General features: G+C 59.8%; 14 protein-coding genes. 7 read left to right on the forward strand and 7 right to left on the reverse strand.

Going from position 1 to position 15,045, the window contains the following annotated elements; genetic code table 11:
* Positions 1–190: 190 nt before the first annotated feature.
* The 4 genes from AB7933_RS19390 (at position 191) to AB7933_RS19405 (ending at position 5,313) form a co-directional block, all read left to right on the forward strand.
* Positions 191–364: a DUF6026 family protein gene (locus AB7933_RS19390; protein ID WP_024075837.1), complete on the forward strand. Its 174-nt coding sequence runs from the start codon at positions 191–193 to the stop codon at positions 362–364.
* A 471-nt stretch (positions 365–835) separates the two neighbouring features.
* Positions 836–2,578 (forward strand): phosphoethanolamine transferase CptA, encoded by a 1,743-nt coding sequence (locus AB7933_RS19395; protein WP_024075838.1) that lies wholly within the window; start codon positions 836–838, stop codon positions 2,576–2,578.
* A 130-nt stretch (positions 2,579–2,708) separates the two neighbouring features.
* Positions 2,709–4,946 (forward strand): TonB-dependent siderophore receptor, encoded by a 2,238-nt coding sequence (locus tag AB7933_RS19400; RefSeq protein ID WP_024075839.1) that lies wholly within the window; start codon positions 2,709–2,711, stop codon positions 4,944–4,946.
* Positions 4,947–5,091: 145 nt separating this feature from the next.
* On the forward strand, positions 5,092–5,313 hold the full coding sequence (locus AB7933_RS19405; protein ID WP_024075840.1) for a hypothetical protein: 222 nt from the start codon (positions 5,092–5,094) through the stop codon (positions 5,311–5,313).
* Positions 5,314–5,414: 101 nt separating this feature from the next.
* Here AB7933_RS19405 and AB7933_RS19410 read toward each other — a convergent pair whose 3' ends face one another.
* The 4 genes from AB7933_RS19410 to AB7933_RS19425 all read right to left on the reverse strand — a co-directional run bounded on the left by AB7933_RS19410 (position 5,415) and on the right by AB7933_RS19425 (position 8,311).
* Positions 5,415–5,906, reverse strand: a complete 492-nt coding sequence (locus tag AB7933_RS19410) for a GNAT family N-acetyltransferase (RefSeq protein ID WP_024075841.1) — start codon at positions 5,904–5,906, stop codon at positions 5,415–5,417.
* 174 nt (positions 5,907–6,080) lie between these two features.
* A complete protein-coding gene (gene zapE / locus AB7933_RS19415) occupies positions 6,081–7,187 on the reverse strand; it encodes a cell division protein ZapE (RefSeq protein ID WP_024075842.1) in 1,107 nt (368 codons plus the stop codon).
* Between the two features lie 15 nt (positions 7,188–7,202).
* The gene (locus AB7933_RS19420) at positions 7,203–7,544 is read right to left on the reverse strand and encodes a nuclear transport factor 2 family protein (protein WP_024075843.1); all 342 of its coding nucleotides are present in this window, start codon (positions 7,542–7,544) and stop codon (positions 7,203–7,205) included.
* A gap of 50 nt (positions 7,545–7,594) precedes the next feature.
* Positions 7,595–8,311, reverse strand: coding sequence for a helix-turn-helix transcriptional regulator (locus AB7933_RS19425; RefSeq protein ID WP_024075844.1), 717 nt, complete (start codon positions 8,309–8,311; stop codon positions 7,595–7,597).
* A gap of 209 nt (positions 8,312–8,520) precedes the next feature.
* On the opposite strand from AB7933_RS19425, the gene AB7933_RS19430 reads away from it, so the two are divergent.
* On the forward strand, positions 8,521–9,441 hold the full coding sequence (locus AB7933_RS19430) for a bifunctional helix-turn-helix transcriptional regulator/GNAT family N-acetyltransferase (protein WP_024075845.1): 921 nt from the start codon (positions 8,521–8,523) through the stop codon (positions 9,439–9,441).
* Positions 9,442–9,475: 34 nt separating this feature from the next.
* Here the strand turns inward: AB7933_RS19430 and AB7933_RS19435 are convergent, their stop codons facing one another.
* Both AB7933_RS19435 and AB7933_RS19440 read right to left on the reverse strand, forming a co-directional pair.
* Entirely contained in the window at positions 9,476–10,879 is a 1,404-nt protein-coding gene (locus AB7933_RS19435; protein WP_024075846.1) for an MFS transporter, read from the reverse strand.
* A gap of 153 nt (positions 10,880–11,032) precedes the next feature.
* Positions 11,033–11,554: a GNAT family N-acetyltransferase gene (locus AB7933_RS19440; protein ID WP_024075847.1), complete on the reverse strand. Its 522-nt coding sequence runs from the start codon at positions 11,552–11,554 to the stop codon at positions 11,033–11,035.
* A 525-nt stretch (positions 11,555–12,079) separates the two neighbouring features.
* On the opposite strand from AB7933_RS19440, the gene proP reads away from it, so the two are divergent.
* Positions 12,080–13,582: a glycine betaine/L-proline transporter ProP gene (gene proP, locus AB7933_RS19445; protein ID WP_024075848.1), complete on the forward strand. Its 1,503-nt coding sequence runs from the start codon at positions 12,080–12,082 to the stop codon at positions 13,580–13,582.
* A gap of 56 nt (positions 13,583–13,638) precedes the next feature.
* Entirely contained in the window at positions 13,639–14,145 is a 507-nt protein-coding gene (locus AB7933_RS19450) for a GAF domain-containing protein (protein ID WP_024075849.1), read from the forward strand.
* Here AB7933_RS19450 and AB7933_RS19455 read toward each other — a convergent pair.
* Positions 14,120–15,043, reverse strand: a complete 924-nt coding sequence (locus tag AB7933_RS19455) for an AraC family transcriptional regulator (RefSeq protein WP_024075850.1) — start codon at positions 15,041–15,043, stop codon at positions 14,120–14,122. The two genes, AB7933_RS19450 and AB7933_RS19455, sit on opposite strands and share 26 nt — an antisense overlap.
* Between the last annotated feature and the right edge of the window lie 2 nt (positions 15,044–15,045).

Below are 15,045 nucleotides of genomic sequence, written 5' to 3' on the forward strand. Positions count from 1 at the left end.
GATGGCGGTAGTTTCATGACAAAAAAGTAGCCATCGTTTCACCATCACGCCGACAAAAGTCACACGACCATCAAAAATAAAAAAGTTCCCTTGATACGAAAAAGAATTCAGAATTGCTTCCGACTGATGCCGAGAACCTCGAATCAAGCGTTCTGGCGTCGCGATCTACCGGCTATTTGCGAGGTAAGCAATGAGCACAGCACAGATGAACCGCCCGGCACAGACCCTCTACGTCACCATCCGCCGCGATGAGTTGCGCCAACTGAAGGACGAACGCGATCAACTGCTGATGCAAGTCGCGCAGTTGCAGATGCAATTGCAAGGCCCCAGCGCCGTCGCACTGGCAGCCCCCGCCCACGGCTGAGCCCAGCGGGCATACAGGGGTAAAAACCGCTGTGCCTCTCGCTCCCGGATACCACTGCTGGCGATAACCGCCATCGGCTCTGCGCTTCGCGAAGTTGGTCGTCACAACCGGTCTCGTACCTGAGGCCCGCCAACTTCAAATGCCCTTTGCCCAAGGTCCTCACACCCCGGCGTCCTGAGTGGAAGCGCTTCTCCACCCGCCGTTCGAATCCCTCGATCAATTCCGGCCCTTTGCAGCGGGCGGTCTTATCCGTCCACGCCCAAATGTCGAGCCTCACCGCGAAACGCGGCAGATCCGCCAGCGGCGCCCGGATCAGTACCGGACTCGAGAGGGGCAAACACCGCGTCTTAAACTCACAAACTTTTCACACACGACTGTCGATACTGCGCCCGATGAATGTCCGGTCTGCGGATGAAAACCCGTGCGGGTACTGCTAACCGATGATTGAATTTAAGTTTGCTGGAGCGCTGGATGGCGATGTTCAAACGCAGCACCAAGTCTGCGAAAGGCTTTGATTGGGCCGGCCTTGGCTGGTTGTTTCTGTTTTTCTGGTACTTCTCGGGTATTACCCAACTCCTCATACAACTGACCGGCACCTCCGGTTTCAGCGGCTTTCGCCAAGCCTTCTTCATGAGCGCACTGTGGCTCGCGCCGATGTTGTTATTCCCGCGCCGCACCCGCCTGCTCGCCGCGTTGATCGGTGTGGTGCTGTGGGCCTGCTCCATGGCCAGCCTGGGTTATTTCTTCATCTACCAGCAGGAATTCTCCCAAAGCGTCATCTTCATCATGTTCGAGTCGAACATCTCTGAAGCCGGTGAATACGCGACCCAATATTTTGCCTGGTGGATCGTGCTGGCGTTCATCGCCCATACCGCCCTGGCCGTGTTCCTGTGGACGCGCCTGCGCCCGGTGTACCTGCCCCGTGGTCAATCGATACTGGCGGCGACGGCAATTGTGCTGGCCGTCGTGGGCTACCCGCTGGTCAAGCAGATCGCCACGAGCGACAACATGGAACAGGCCATCGACCGCTTTGAAACCCGCGTCGAACCGGCCGTGCCGTGGCAGATGATCGTGGCCTATCGTCGCTACACCGAGCAGCTCGACAACATGCAGGGCATGCTCACCAGCGCCAGCCAGATTCCGCCCTTGAAGAACCTCAAGGACAGCATGGCCAACCAACCCTCGACCCTGGTATTGGTGATCGGCGAGTCCACCAACCGCCAGCGCATGAGCCTCTATGGCTACCCGCGCAACACCACGCCCGAGCTGGACAAGCTGCGCGACCAACTGGCGGTATTCGACAACGTCATCACCCCGCGCCCCTACACCATCGAAGCGCTGCAACAGGTGCTGACCTTCGCCGACGAAGAAAACCCGGACCTGTACCTCAAGACGCCGTCGATCGTCAGCATGATGAAACAGGCGGGCTACAAGACCTACTGGATCACCAACCAGCAGACCATGACCAAGCGCAACACCATGCTCACGACCTTTTCCGAACAGGCCGACGAGCAGGTGTACCTCAACAACAACCGCAACCAGAACGCCCGCCAGTATGACGGCGACGTACTGGAGCCATTCGCCAAGGCCATGGCCGACCCGGCCGAGCGCAAGTTCATCGTGGTGCACCTGCTGGGCACGCACATGAGCTATCAGTACCGTTATCCGCCGACCTTCGACAAATTCACCGATCGCCAGGGGGTTCCGGCAGGCATCAGCGACGCCCAGCTGCCCACCTACAACAGCTATGACAACGCCGTGCTGTACAACGACTTCGTGGTCTCCAGCCTGATCAAGAGCTACGCCAAGACCGACCCCAACGGCTTCTTGCTGTACCTGTCCGACCACGGTGAAGACGTCTTCGACTCCGCCGGCCACAGCACCCTGGGGCGCAACGAAGGCAAACCCACCGCACCGATGTACACCATCCCGTTCATGGCCTACGCCTCTCCCAAGTGGCGCGAAACCCACGACTGGAGTTTTGCCGGCGACCTGCAGCGCCCCTATAGCAGCTCGCAGTTGATTCATACCTGGGCAGACCTGGCCGGGCTGAGTTTCGACGAGCTGGACCGCAGCAAAAGCCTGGTCAGCGACAGTTTCAAGCCGCGCCCGCTGCTGATCGGCAACCCTTACGAGCGCCAGCAGAAAGCCTTGATCGACTTCAGCCTGATCAAGCCAAAGAAAGCTGACGGGGCAGAAGTCGTAGCGAAGTGACCACCAGCGTCGCCCCAGCGACGATAACAATCATTCTCGTTTAAGCCTAAAGTTTCACGCCTCCTTTCGTCTTTGAGCCAAGGCCTTTTCTTACTGGGAAGGCTTCAAAGACGACAAGGAGTCTTCCGCGATGTTCGCGCCTCTCACCCGTTCCATGACCTTCACCCTCGGCCTGTTCAGTATCGTACTGAGCCCCGACCTGCTGGCTGAAAACGACCCCGAGCAAACACCCGCCACCGCGTTGGAGCTGGGCAGCACCCGCGTCACCGCCGAAGGCCTGGGGGCCACTACCGAGCACACCGGGGCCTACACCACCGGTTCGATGAGCACCGCCACGCGGCTGAACCTATCGATCAAGGAAACCCCTCAATCCATTTCGGTGATCACCCGCCAGCAAATGGATGACTTCAATCTCAATACCCTGACCGACGCCCTGCGCCAGACCACCGGGGTCACGGTGCAGCACCTGGATTCCGACCGTGCCGGTTATTCCTCCCGGGGCTATTCCATCAATAATTTCCAGGTGGATGGCATGCTCAACACGTTCGGGCGCATGAAGTCCGACGCCGACACCATCATTTACGACCGTATCGAAGTGGTACGCGGCGCCACCGGCTTGACCACCGGCGCGGGCGATCCCTCAGCCACCGTGAACATGATCCGCAAGCGCCCGACCGCGCAATGGCAGGCCAGGGCCGGTGTCAGCGGCGCCAGCCATGACAATTACTACAACTATCTGGACGTCGGCGGTCCGCTGGGCTTTGAGGGGCGCCTGCGCGGGCGTAGCGTCATGGCCTACCGAGACAGCCAATCCTTTCGCGACAATTACGCGCTGCAACGGGAAGTGGGCTACGGGGTGCTCGAGGCCGATTTGACGGACGATACCGTGGTGGCAGTCGGGTTCGATTATCAGAACAAGCATGTGCAAGGCACCTCCTGGGGCACCCTGCCTTACTGGAACAGCGACGGTGGTAAAGCTCGGCTGTCACGCTCGGCCAATATGGCCGCCGATTGGAGTTCCTGGCCGCTGAAGGACCAGACCACCTTTGCATCCGTCGATCACAAGCTGTCCGCCGACTGGCGCCTCAAGGCCGCCTACACCCACCGCCAGAGCGACACCGATGGCAAGGTGTATTACGGTGGCGCGGGATTCCCTAATGCCGATGGCAGCGGCATGACCGCCTGGACCAACCAGATGGTCGGCACCTCGAAAATGGACGTGGTGGATTTCAACCTGGCCGGCGCCTATTCGCTGCTGGGCCGCGAGCATGAATTGATGGTGGGATATGGCGAGTCGCAGCAGCGCGACACTTCGCCCTTCCAACGCAATCGCTCTCCCGCCGATTACGTCACCATCCCTGATTGGCAACACATGGGCGGTATCGCCAAATTTCCCGACCGCACCACCGGGCTCAAAGGCTCCCACTCCAGCAAACAGCAGAAAGCCGGCTACCTGGCCACTCGCCTGAGCCTGACCGACAAGTTGCACGCCGTGCTGGGCAGCCGCTATGGCAGTTGGGAAATCGAAAGCGTCGCGCCAGAATACGATGCCAACAACCAACTGACCCTAGCCCCCAAGACCCGTCAGACTCACAACGACATGTTGACCCCGTATGCAGGGCTGCTCTACGACATCACCTCGCAGTACACGCTTTACGCCAGCTACACCGATATCTTCAACCCACAGGATGAGCGCGACGCCAGCCGCAAGTACCTGGAGCCGGTGGTGGGCAGCAATTACGAGGTGGGCCTCAAGGGCAGCCTGCTGGACGAGCGTTTGAACCTGGCCGCCGCCTACTTCTGGAGTACCCAGGACAACGTGGCCGAGTTGGACAACAGCGCCGAGCCCGACCGGGAAACGGGCGAGCAGTTCTACACATCCGGCGGCAAGGGCAACCAGGTGCAAGGCTTTGAAGTTGAAGTGTCGGGCGAGGTCATGCCGGACTGGAACCTCACGGCGGGCTACACCTACACCCATTCGCTCAACGGCAACAAACAGCGCAGCAACACTGACCAGCCGATGAACCTGTTGAAGCTGTCCAGCACCTATCGCCTGCCGGGCGAATGGCGCGGATTGACGGTGGGCGGTGCGGTGAACTGGCAAAGCGACTTCTACGCATTTGCCGACCGTCCGATCGGCGGTCGCGACGCGGACGGCTACCTGATCACCGAATCAACGAAGATCACACAGCAGGCTTATACCGTGGTCAATCTGATGTCTCGCTATCAATTCGACGAACATGTTTCGGCGTCAGTTAACGTCAACAATTTATTTGATGAAAAATATTACGAGCGCGTCGGCTTTTATAATGGTGTGTATTGGGGCGAACCCCGCTCGATCACCTTGGCATTGGACTGGAGACTGTAAGACTTTTTAACCCGAAGTTAACGAAAATGTTAACTTCGGGGGCAGTTCCGCGTTAATTCCCACTTAATAAGATCACTCCACACTCGCCCCATGAATCTGATCAAGGACAGAGCGGATACCGATCACTCTTAACGGGAACACTGCCATGAAACTCTCCACCCTGATGCTTGCCAGCCTGATGACCCTGACCTCCGCCGCCGCATTCGCAGAAGGCGGCTCAGAGCGTTCGAAGGCGTTTTACAACGACTTCAGTTTCGTCCAGCAAAAACTCCACGGCACCGCCGAACAAACGGAAGTCGCCGACGGCAAGACATTAAAAATCGACTCTGCCGAACAAAAAACGGCCGAGCCACAATCAAAGAGTTAATTAACGCTGACTTAATCCGCAACACCCTGTGCCATTCCGCTCCGTTGGCAAAGGTTTAATAGGCGCCATTTGATGGCGCCTTTTTTTTCGCCGGTTATTTATTACAGCGGCTTGTTCCAGAACAACATGCGCCCATGGGCCGGATCGAACACCGAGTCGTCAAAACCGAACTTGCGGTAGGCCGACTGGGCCACGGCATTGCCCTCCAGCACTTCCAGGGTGATCTTGCAGCAGCCGCGCTGGCGAGCGATTTCCTCGACCTTGTGCAGCATCTTCTGGCTCAGCCCCAGGCCACGAAATGGATTCATCACCACCACGTCGTGAACATTGACCAATGGACGGCAGGCGAACGTGGAAAACCCTTCAAAACAGTTCACCAACCCGGCCGGTTCGCCACCGACAAACGCCAACACGCTAAAAGCATGGGGGCGTTTCGCCAGTTCCGCCGGGAGTTGGCGCAGCAAGTCCGACGGCAGGCTGTGCCCGCCCCCCATAGGGTCTTCTGCATAGTGGTTGAGCACACGACCAATGGCATCGGCATGCACGGGATTGGTGTAGCTGGCTTGCAGCACCAGAATGTCAGGGGTGTCCATTTCCTTCCTCAATCAAAAACAAAAAAGGGAATTCAGCTCCCTCCGAAGGGCACGATTGTAAGCATGGCGCCGGTAATAGATGAAGGAGATTAACTACAAATACCTGCCTGAAAACGCGAAGGTTATGCCGATCAAAATAGGTTGCCAGGTCATTCCAGGGCCTTTTTCGTACGCTCATACGCCAAAACGCTGTAATTGCATTTCCTGCAATCGGCTCAGGGTGCGACGGAACGGAAACTCCAGGTAGCCTTCCGTGTAGAGGCTTGCCAACGGGACCTTGGCTTCGATGAATAACGGCACCTTGCGGTCGTAGCATTCATCCACCAGCGCGATAAATCTGCGCACGCTGTCATCGTGTACCGAGAGCTCAGGCAATTCGCGATCCCCGGCCACCACGCGCTGGGCAGCGTCCTCGGTGCCACGGGCAATCCGGCCAGGGCGCCTTTGCGCACTGAGGTTGGGCACCTCCCCCAGCAAAATCGCTTTGAAACGGTCGCACAGCAGCATGAAGTCCATGGCGGCCAGGGGTTGTTCGCACAGGTCGGCATAGCGGCACCACAGCACGGTGTCACTGGCCTGCACAGCCACAATCGAGCGGTGCCCAACGCTGACCGCCCCACTGCTCACCCGTTGCCCCTGGCTCAGTTGTTTGAACAGCGTGGCCAACGCCTCCGGTTGGTTGACCCAATAACGCTGCACACCCACACCCGGATGCAGTCGATGATCCTCGCCACCGTCCACCGCCACCACGCGCATATGCTGCTTGATGGCCTCGATACCTGGCAGGAAACGCTCACGATTGAAACCGTCTGCATACAGTTGGTCGGGCGGCTGGTTTGAGGTGCAGACCATGACCACCCCCTCCTCGAACATGACCTGGAACAGGCGGCCAAGGATGATCGCATCACCAATGTCGCTGACGAATAACTCGTCGAAGCACAACACCCGCACCTCCCGGCCCAGTTCACGGGCCAGGGCCTGCAACGGGTCGGGAATGCCGGAGAGCTGGAACAAGCGCTGATGCACCCAGCCCATGAAGTGATGGAAATGCTGGCGCCGCGCGGGTACACGCAGGCTGTGGTAGAACTGGTCCATCAACCAGGTTTTGCCCCGGCCCACCGGCCCCCATAGATACACCCCGGTGATCGGTGGGTGGCCCCGGTGCAGGGCTTCGTGACAGGCTTGCAGGGCATCCACTGCCTGGCGCTGGGCGTCATCGGCAACGAAGCCCTGCTGGGCGATGGCATGTTGATAAGCGGCGAGAGGCGAGTCGAAAGTCATGCGCGCCAGTATGACTTACACAGAGATATCCAGCCGTGAAATCTTGCCCTGCTCGTTCAGGCGAAAGGTGTAGCGCAACGCCAGCGGGCTGCCAGGGAAATTGCCCGAGACACTGTTGCTGACCAGCACCTTGCCGGTGCGGTGCTGTACGTTGAGCACCTCGACCCGCGGCTCGTAGCGCCGCCCGGTGTCTTCCATCCAGCGGGCGATGGCAGCAGGACCGACCTGATGCTCGCCCTCATCGAACACGTGGGCATCGTCGGCAAAACAATCGGCGACGGTCGAGGTGTCACCGCTGTTGGTCGCGGCGAGATAGGCAACGATGGCCGGGGCCAGCAGTGAATGGTGACCGGACATGGCACAGCTCCTTCTGAGTGGTTGTGGGGCCATGCTAAGCCAGGGTCGTGTCAGTTTTTGTCAGGAGTGAATGGCCCGGTGTCATTCTGTTCCAGCAATTTACGCCAGGCGCGCAGCCAGTCACTGCGTCGCCCCGGGTAGCGCTCGCCACGGGCTTGCGCGGTGGCGACACGGTCGGTCCGAAAGGTGCGATACGCGCCCCGCAGTTCGCACCAGGCCACGATCACCCGCACCTCATTGAGAAAACCCAGGGCTAAAGGCCAGATCAGGCGTTGACTCTGGGTCTGGCTGGCATCCGCGTAATCGATATGCAGCTTGGCCTGGCTGCGAATGGCCTCGCGAAACACATTCAACGGTACGCGGTTTTCCGGATAGCCGAACCCTGGCGGCCCCGGCAGCAGCGTCGGGTTGCGCAACGCCTCCTGGGCGGCGGGGTCCAGCACATCGGCAATTTTTGCCAGGGCGTTGGCCGCGGCGCGGCTGAGCACATCATCGCCACGCTGATCCACATAACGCAGGCCGAGCACGATGGCTTCAGTTTCCTCGGCGTTCAGCATCAAGGGCGGTAGAAACAAGCCACTGCGCAACACATACCCGACGCCCGCCTCCCCGAAGATCGGCGCGCCCAAGGCAGTCAAAGCGGCGATATCGCGATACAAGGTGCGCTCGGACACCTCCAACTGTGCGGCGAGCACAGCCGCGGTCACCGGGCGTTTCTTGCCTCGCAGGGCCTGGAGCAAAGACAGTAGACGAGTGGTACGCGACACGTTGATCCCGCCGGCAAAAGGAAAAATGTGCAGCAGCTTAGCAGAGCGTCCTGCCAGAAAATGTCAGGAGTAAAAAGCGCCTCATCACACCACAGGCCCACGTGAGAAACCGGTGTGACCGCCCTGATGAGCTTCGTTCTTTAAAGTGTTTGACATAGTTGCCTTAAGCAACAATATTATTGACTCAGGCAACCATAAGAGCATGCGCCATGTCCACATCCTTGCTTGTCGAACGCGCCGGCATCGTGCGCGGCTTCAATCGTTTCTATACCCATCAGATCGGCGTACTGCAGGAGCACCTGCTGCAAAGCGACTATTCCCTCACCGAGATCCGGGTGCTGTATGAGCTGTCGTCGCGCGGCGACCTGACCAGCGCCGACCTGTGCCAGATGCTCAGCCTGGATGCGGGCTACCTGAGCCGGTTGACCAGCGGTTTCGAAAAGCAAGGCTTGATCCAAAAGCTCCGCTCACCCACCGATGCGCGCGCGGTGCAATTGCACCTCACCGAACAAGGCCGCTCCGTGCTGGCACCCCTGGAGCAACGGACCCAGGACGAAGTCATTGCCCTGCTGCAAGCCCTGCCTGAGCCACAACAACAGCAACTGACCGCCGCCATGCAGCGCATTCAATCCTTGTTGCAAGGCACCTCGCCGAGCTACCTGCTGCGTGACCCGCAGCCAGGCGACATGGGCCTGGTGGTGCAGCAGCAATCGGCCCTGTATGCGCGGGAATATCAATGGAACTGGGAGTTCGAAGCACTGGTGGCGGAGATCGTCGCCAAGTACCTGCGCGAGTTCGACCCAACGCGTGAGCGCTGCTGGATCACCGAAAAGGATGGCGCGGTGGTGGGTTCGGTATTCGTGGTGCGTCATGACGACAGCACCGCCCAACTGCGCATGCTCTACGTCGACGCCAGCGCCAGGGGCCTGGGTATCGGCCAGCGCCTGGTCGATGAATGCCTGCGCTTTGCCCGCGATGCCGGCTACACGCGCATGATGTTGTGGACCATGAGCGCGCTGACCGATGCGCGCAGGCTCTACCAGAAAGCCGGTTTCGAGCTGGAGGAAGAGGAACCTACCCTCAGTTTTGGCAAGGCCCTGGTCAGCCAGACCTGGGCCCGCGCACTGTAAAAAAAGGGCCTGGAGAACCCAGGCCCTGGCCCTTTTACAGGTCGGTGATTTCCTTGTGGCGCGGCACCAGCGTCTTCATCACGCTCCAGGCCACCAGGTAAGCCAGCGCGCAGATCGCGAACATGATCATGTAGCCGGTGTGGATATCGCCGATGGACTTGTAGTAATCGAACACCCAGCCCCCGATCTTGGTCATCACCACCCCGCCCAGGCCACCGGCCATGCCGCCAATGCCGACCACCGACGCCACGGTTTTCTGCGGGAACATGTCGGACACGGTGGTGAAGATATTGCACGACCACGCCTGATGCGCCGAGGCGCCCACACCAATCAACAACACCGGCACCCAGAAGCTGATATAGCCCAGGGGCTGTGCCAGCAATACCACCAGCGGGAACAACGCGATCACCAGCATGGCTTTCATCCGCCCGTCATAGGGCGCGTCGCCACGGGCCATGAAGTAGCTGGGGAACCAGCCGCCGCCGATGCTGCCGACCATGGTCATGCTGTACAGCACCGCCAGCGGCATGACGATATCGGCGCCTTTCATGCCGTATTGCGCCGACAGGTAGGTGGGCAACCAGAACAGGAAGAACCACCACACGCCGTCGGTCATGAACTTGCCAAAGGCAAACGCCCAGGTCTGGCGGTAGGTGAGCAACTTGAACCATGAGACTTTCTTCTCGACCGCGCCCGCCATTGCCGGGGGGAATGGCTGCACCGTCTGGTCGCTGCGAATGTACGCCAGCTCCTCGGCAGACAGGCGTTTTTGCTGCTCCGGCTTTTCGTAGACCGCTGCCCACACCGCGACCCAGACGAAGCCGAGCATGCCGATGACCATAAAGGCCGCTTCCCACCCCCACATCCCGGCGATCAGCGGCACGCAAATCGGTGCCAGGATCGCGCCGACGTTGGCGCCCGAGTTGAAAATACCGGTGGCCAGGGAGCGCTCTTTCTTTGGGAAATACTCGGCAGTGGCCTTGATCGCAATCGGAAAGTTACCCGCTTCGCCAATCGCCAATACCGCGCGCGACAGCATGAAGCCGGCGATGGAGACCGGGATCACCGCCAGACCGATCGCCCCGCTCACGGCAGCAATCCCCTCACCCATCGGTACCGAGAACGCATGCATGATGGCGCCGGTGGACCAGATCGCAATCGCGATCACGTACGCCGCCTTGGTGCCGATCTTGTCGACGAACCGCCCGGCAAACAGCATGGAAATCGCATAGACAAACTGAAACACCGCCGCAATGTTGGCGTAGTCGGTGTTGCTCCAGCCGAATTGCGTGGACAACTGCGGCGCCAACAGGCTGAGCACCTGGCGGTCGAGGTAATTGACGGTGGTGGCGAAGAACAGCATCGCGCAGATGGTCCAGCGATAGTTGCCTACAGCTTGGCCAACGCGCTGGGCGTTGATGGGCTCGATCAAGTTCATGGCATCACTTTTTATTTTTGTTAGGTAGGACACATGTAACGTCATATGTCGTCGTACAACTGTGGCTTTTATATCGGGCTGCCTACTCGCTGTCAATGTGAAATATTGAGGCTTTTGTGGGCTATCGCGCGGGGGTGAAAAATGTCAACGCAGCTATGTTGTAGGACAACAAACGCGCATCACCCGGCTCGTCGCTTTGCCGGGCACATCATCGAGCACACCGAATGGCTGCATGCCGACCTTCTCCAGCACACGGATCGACGCCGCGTGGTCGGGCCGCACCAGGCCGAACACCTCCGGTAAACCGAGGGTGTCAAACGCCAGCGCCAGGGCATCGCGTGCCAACTCTGTGGCATAGCCCTGCCCCCAGGCTTCCACGGCGAAGCGATAGCCCAGGTTGATGCGCGGTTGCGTGAGGTAGTTGAACGGCGCAATACCGCCGAAGCCGATGATGTGCTCCGGGGCTTGCCGATGGGCAATCGCCCACCAGCCATAGCCGTGGGTGGCCCACTGTGCGATCCAGTGGTCGAGCAGGTGTTGGGCAGCGGACAGGCTGGGCATGGGCCCGGCGGGATTGAAGAGGTTGGTTTGGGAATCGCCGAAGATCGCAAACAATCGCTGCACGTCCCCAGGCAGTGGCTGACGGTAGACAAGACGGGAAGTGGTGGCGGGCATCGGGATCAGTCCTCTTCAAAACTGTGGCGAGCGGGCTTGCCCCGCGTTGGGCTGTGAAGCAGCCCCAAAACCAGGCGCCTCGGCGTACCTGATGTTTAACCGTTGTGCTGATGGGGGCTGCTGCGCAGCCCAACGCGGGGCAAGCCCTAATGCCGTTCAGTTAAGAGTACATCGCCTTCTGTAGGAGCGAGCTTGCTCGCGAAAAACGTCAACGATAACGCGTGTTTCCTGAATCAACGCGGCGCCTGTGAGTTTTTCGCGAGCAAGCTCGCTCCTACAAAAAAGCCTTAACTGAACGGCATTAGGGCAAGCCCGCTCGCCACAACAGGCGCGCTCACCACAACTGGTCCGCTCGGCACTGGGGAAGCGCCTCCCCCGAAAATCCTGGCGATTGCAGGCAAATTGCGCCCCAGGCAAAAAAACGTAAATAACGGTGAATTATTTCGTGTCCGCTTATATCTGAACTGACAGAGCGGTGCCATCGCAACGATGGCACCTCCCCTGTTCTGTTTTAGAGTGGCCCGCATGAAATTACGTAAGAAAAGCGTCAAACCCATCGGTTTGAAAGACATCACCATCGTCGACGACGCCAAGATGCGCAAGGCGATCACCGCCGCGGCATTGGGCAACGCCATGGAATGGTTCGACTTTGGTGTCTATGGGTTTGTTGCCTATGTGCTCGGCAAGGTGTTCTTCCCCGACGCCTCCCCCAGCGTCCAAATGATCGCCGCCCTGGCCACCTTCTCCGTGCCCTTCCTGATTCGCCCCCTCGGTGGCCTGTTCTTCGGCGCGCTGGGGGACAAATACGGGCGACAAAAAGTCCTCGCCGCCACCATCGTGATCATGTCGTTGAGCACCTTCGCCATCGGCTTGATTCCCGGTTATGCCTCGATTGGCATCTGGGCACCGATCCTGCTGCTGTTGTGCAAGATGGCCCAAGGGTTCTCGGTAGGCGGTGAATACACCGGCGCCTCGATTTTCGTTGCCGAATACGCGCCCGACCGCAAGCGCGGCTTCCTCGGCAGCTGGCTGGACTTCGGTTCCATCGCCGGTTTTGTCCTCGGCGCCGGTGTGGTTGTACTGATCTCCAGCGTCCTCGGCGAAGCCGACTTCGAGTCCTGGGGCTGGCGCTTGCCGTTCTTTCTCGCCCTGCCCCTGGGCCTCATCGGCCTGTACCTGCGCCATGCACTGGAAGAAACCCCTGCCTTCCAACAACATGTCGATAAGCTCGAACAGGGCGACCGCGAAGGCCTGACCCATGGCCCCAAGGTGTCCTTCAAGGAAATCGCCACCCAGCATTGGCGCAGCCTGCTGACCTGCATCGGGATCGTCGCGGCGACCAACGTGACGTACTACATGCTGCTCACCTACATGCCCAGCTACCTGTCCCATAACCTGCATTACAAAGAAAACAGCGGCGTGCTGATCATCATCGCGATCATGGTCGGCATGCTGTTCGTGCAGCCGTTCATTGGCTTTATCAGCGACAAGGTCGGGCGCAAGCCGTTCATCATCGCGGGCAGCATCGGCCTGCTGTTTCTCTCGATCCCGGCGTTCATGCTGATCACCAGCGGCAAGATCGGCCTGATCTTCAGCGGCTTGCTGATCCTGGCCATCGTGCTTAACTTCTTCATCGGCGTGATGGCCTCGACCCTGCCTGCGATGTTCCCCACCCACCTGCGCTACAGCGCCCTGGCCAGCGCGTTCAACGTCTCGGTATTGATCGCCGGCGTAACGCCGACCGCCGTGGCCTGGCTGGTGGAAAGCACCAACGACCTGTACATGCCCGCCTATTACCTGATGGTATTTGCCGTGGTGGGCCTGGTCACCGGCCTGACCATGAAGGAAACCGCCAACAAACCCCTGCGCGGCGCGGCACCAGCGGCTTCCGACATGGCAGAAGCCAAGGAGCTGCTGCAAGAGCACCACGACAATATCGAGCAGAAAATCGAAGACATCGACGCCGAGATCGCCGAGCTGGAAGCCAAGCGCCAGAACCTCGTGCAGCAGCATCCGCGCATTAATTAAGACCTTATCGCGCGTGGCGACCGGGGTCGCCACGCCATTGGATTGGAGTGTTGAGCATGGTTCCAAGCGTCACTGCTACACACGCGTTACTCAGCGCCGATGAACGCGCTGCCATCGCCGAAATAGAAGCCACCACCAGCATCCTGCAACTGGTTACCCGCCTGACGGGCATGCGCTTCGCCGGCATCGCCAAATTCACCGACCTGGAATGGATCGTCTGCTCCGTGCACGACCCCCTCGACATGGGCATCCATGTCGATGACGTGCTCGACCTGGAAACCACCCTGTGCAGTGAGTTCTGTATCAACCCCCATACCTTGTTCATCCCGCAAGTCAGCCAGAACGGCCGCTTTGCCGCACGCCCGGTGGTCAAGCAATACGCCATCGAGAGCTACGCTGGCGCACCGATTTTCCTCCCCGACGGCCGCCTGTTCGGCGCGCTGTGCGCACTGGATTCGAGGGCAATGCTGTTCGATGACCCCAACCTGCCGGAAACCCTCAGCCTGTTCGCCCGCCTGATCGGCTGCATCTTCTACGCTAACTTGACGACGACTGAGCATTGATCTCTGACTTGCCGCGCAACGCGGCAATGTCTCGCTTGGGTGGCGCGCCAAACAGGCGGCTGTATTCGCGGCTGAACTGGGACGGGCTTTCATAACCCACCTTGAACGCTGCACGGGAGACATCCTGGTGCTCGTTCAACATCAATCGTCGCGCCTCGTTCAAGCGCAACCACTTCTGGTACTGCAACGGGCTCATCGCCGTCAGTTGGCGGAAGTGATGGTGAAAGGTGGCGGCGCTCATCTGCACGCGCGCCGCCAGTTCCTCTATACGCAGCGTCGCGTCGTAGTTGAGCTTCAGCCAGTCGACGGCCTTGGCGATTCGATAGCCCTGCCCGTCAACCGCACAGATCTGGCGCAGCCGAACCGCCTGGTCGCTCTTGAGCAGCCGGTAATGAATTTCACGGCTGATCAGCGGGGCCAGAACCGGTATCGCTTCCGGCTCATCGAGCAGCGCCACCAGGCGCGCAAAGGATGCAAGCATCCCGTCGGTGATCGCGCCAATCCCAACCCCCTTCATCACCGCGGGTTCACGCAGCGGCGGCAGCTCACTCTGGGCGATCAGTTCGGTCAATACGCGCAGGTCCAACTGGAACGTCAGCCCCAGGCAAGGGTTAGCGGGACTGGCGACCCGCACTTGCGAATTGGCCGGGATGTCCAGGGAAGTGAGCAGGAAACGGGACGTGTCATACGGGTACCCCTCGCCGCCGACCCACAGCTGTTTCTCGCCCTGGGCCACGAGGATGACGCTGGGCTCAACCATGCACACCACTGGCGCCGAAGGATGCTCACGTCGATAAAACCCCAGGCCCGGGATCGGCATGGCGTAGTCGCCGGGTGTCGAGATACGCGAGCCGATGGACTGCACCAGCGTCGCCAGGAGGGAATGATTGATCGTCATGA

The sequence above is a fragment of the Pseudomonas gorinensis genome (genome assembly GCF_042015035.1).
GTDB lineage: Bacteria > Pseudomonadota > Gammaproteobacteria > Pseudomonadales > Pseudomonadaceae > Aquipseudomonas > Aquipseudomonas gorinensis.

Coding starts and splice junctions, on each gene's coding strand:
- zapE (WP_024075842.1), bottom strand. CDS start 7,187: ATGACTTTCGACTCGCCTCTCGCCGCTTATCAACATGCCATCGCCCAG.
- AB7933_RS19455 (WP_024075850.1), bottom strand. CDS start 15,043: ATGACGATCAATCATTCCCTCCTGGCGACGCTGGTGCAGTCCATCGGC.
- AB7933_RS19440 (WP_024075847.1), bottom strand. CDS start 11,554: ATGCCCGCCACCACTTCCCGTCTTGTCTACCGTCAGCCACTGCCTGGG.
- AB7933_RS19435 (WP_024075846.1), bottom strand. CDS start 10,879: ATGAACTTGATCGAGCCCATCAACGCCCAGCGCGTTGGCCAAGCTGTA.
- AB7933_RS19400 (WP_024075839.1), top strand. CDS start 2,709: ATGTTCGCGCCTCTCACCCGTTCCATGACCTTCACCCTCGGCCTGTTC.
- AB7933_RS19430 (WP_024075845.1), top strand. CDS start 8,521: ATGTCCACATCCTTGCTTGTCGAACGCGCCGGCATCGTGCGCGGCTTC.
- AB7933_RS19390 (WP_024075837.1), top strand. CDS start 191: ATGAGCACAGCACAGATGAACCGCCCGGCACAGACCCTCTACGTCACC.
- AB7933_RS19410 (WP_024075841.1), bottom strand. CDS start 5,906: ATGGACACCCCTGACATTCTGGTGCTGCAAGCCAGCTACACCAATCCC.
- proP (WP_024075848.1), top strand. CDS start 12,080: ATGAAATTACGTAAGAAAAGCGTCAAACCCATCGGTTTGAAAGACATC.
- AB7933_RS19420 (WP_024075843.1), bottom strand. CDS start 7,544: ATGTCCGGTCACCATTCACTGCTGGCCCCGGCCATCGTTGCCTATCTC.
- AB7933_RS19395 (WP_024075838.1), top strand. CDS start 836: ATGGCGATGTTCAAACGCAGCACCAAGTCTGCGAAAGGCTTTGATTGG.
- AB7933_RS19450 (WP_024075849.1), top strand. CDS start 13,639: ATGGTTCCAAGCGTCACTGCTACACACGCGTTACTCAGCGCCGATGAA.
- AB7933_RS19405 (WP_024075840.1), top strand. CDS start 5,092: ATGAAACTCTCCACCCTGATGCTTGCCAGCCTGATGACCCTGACCTCC.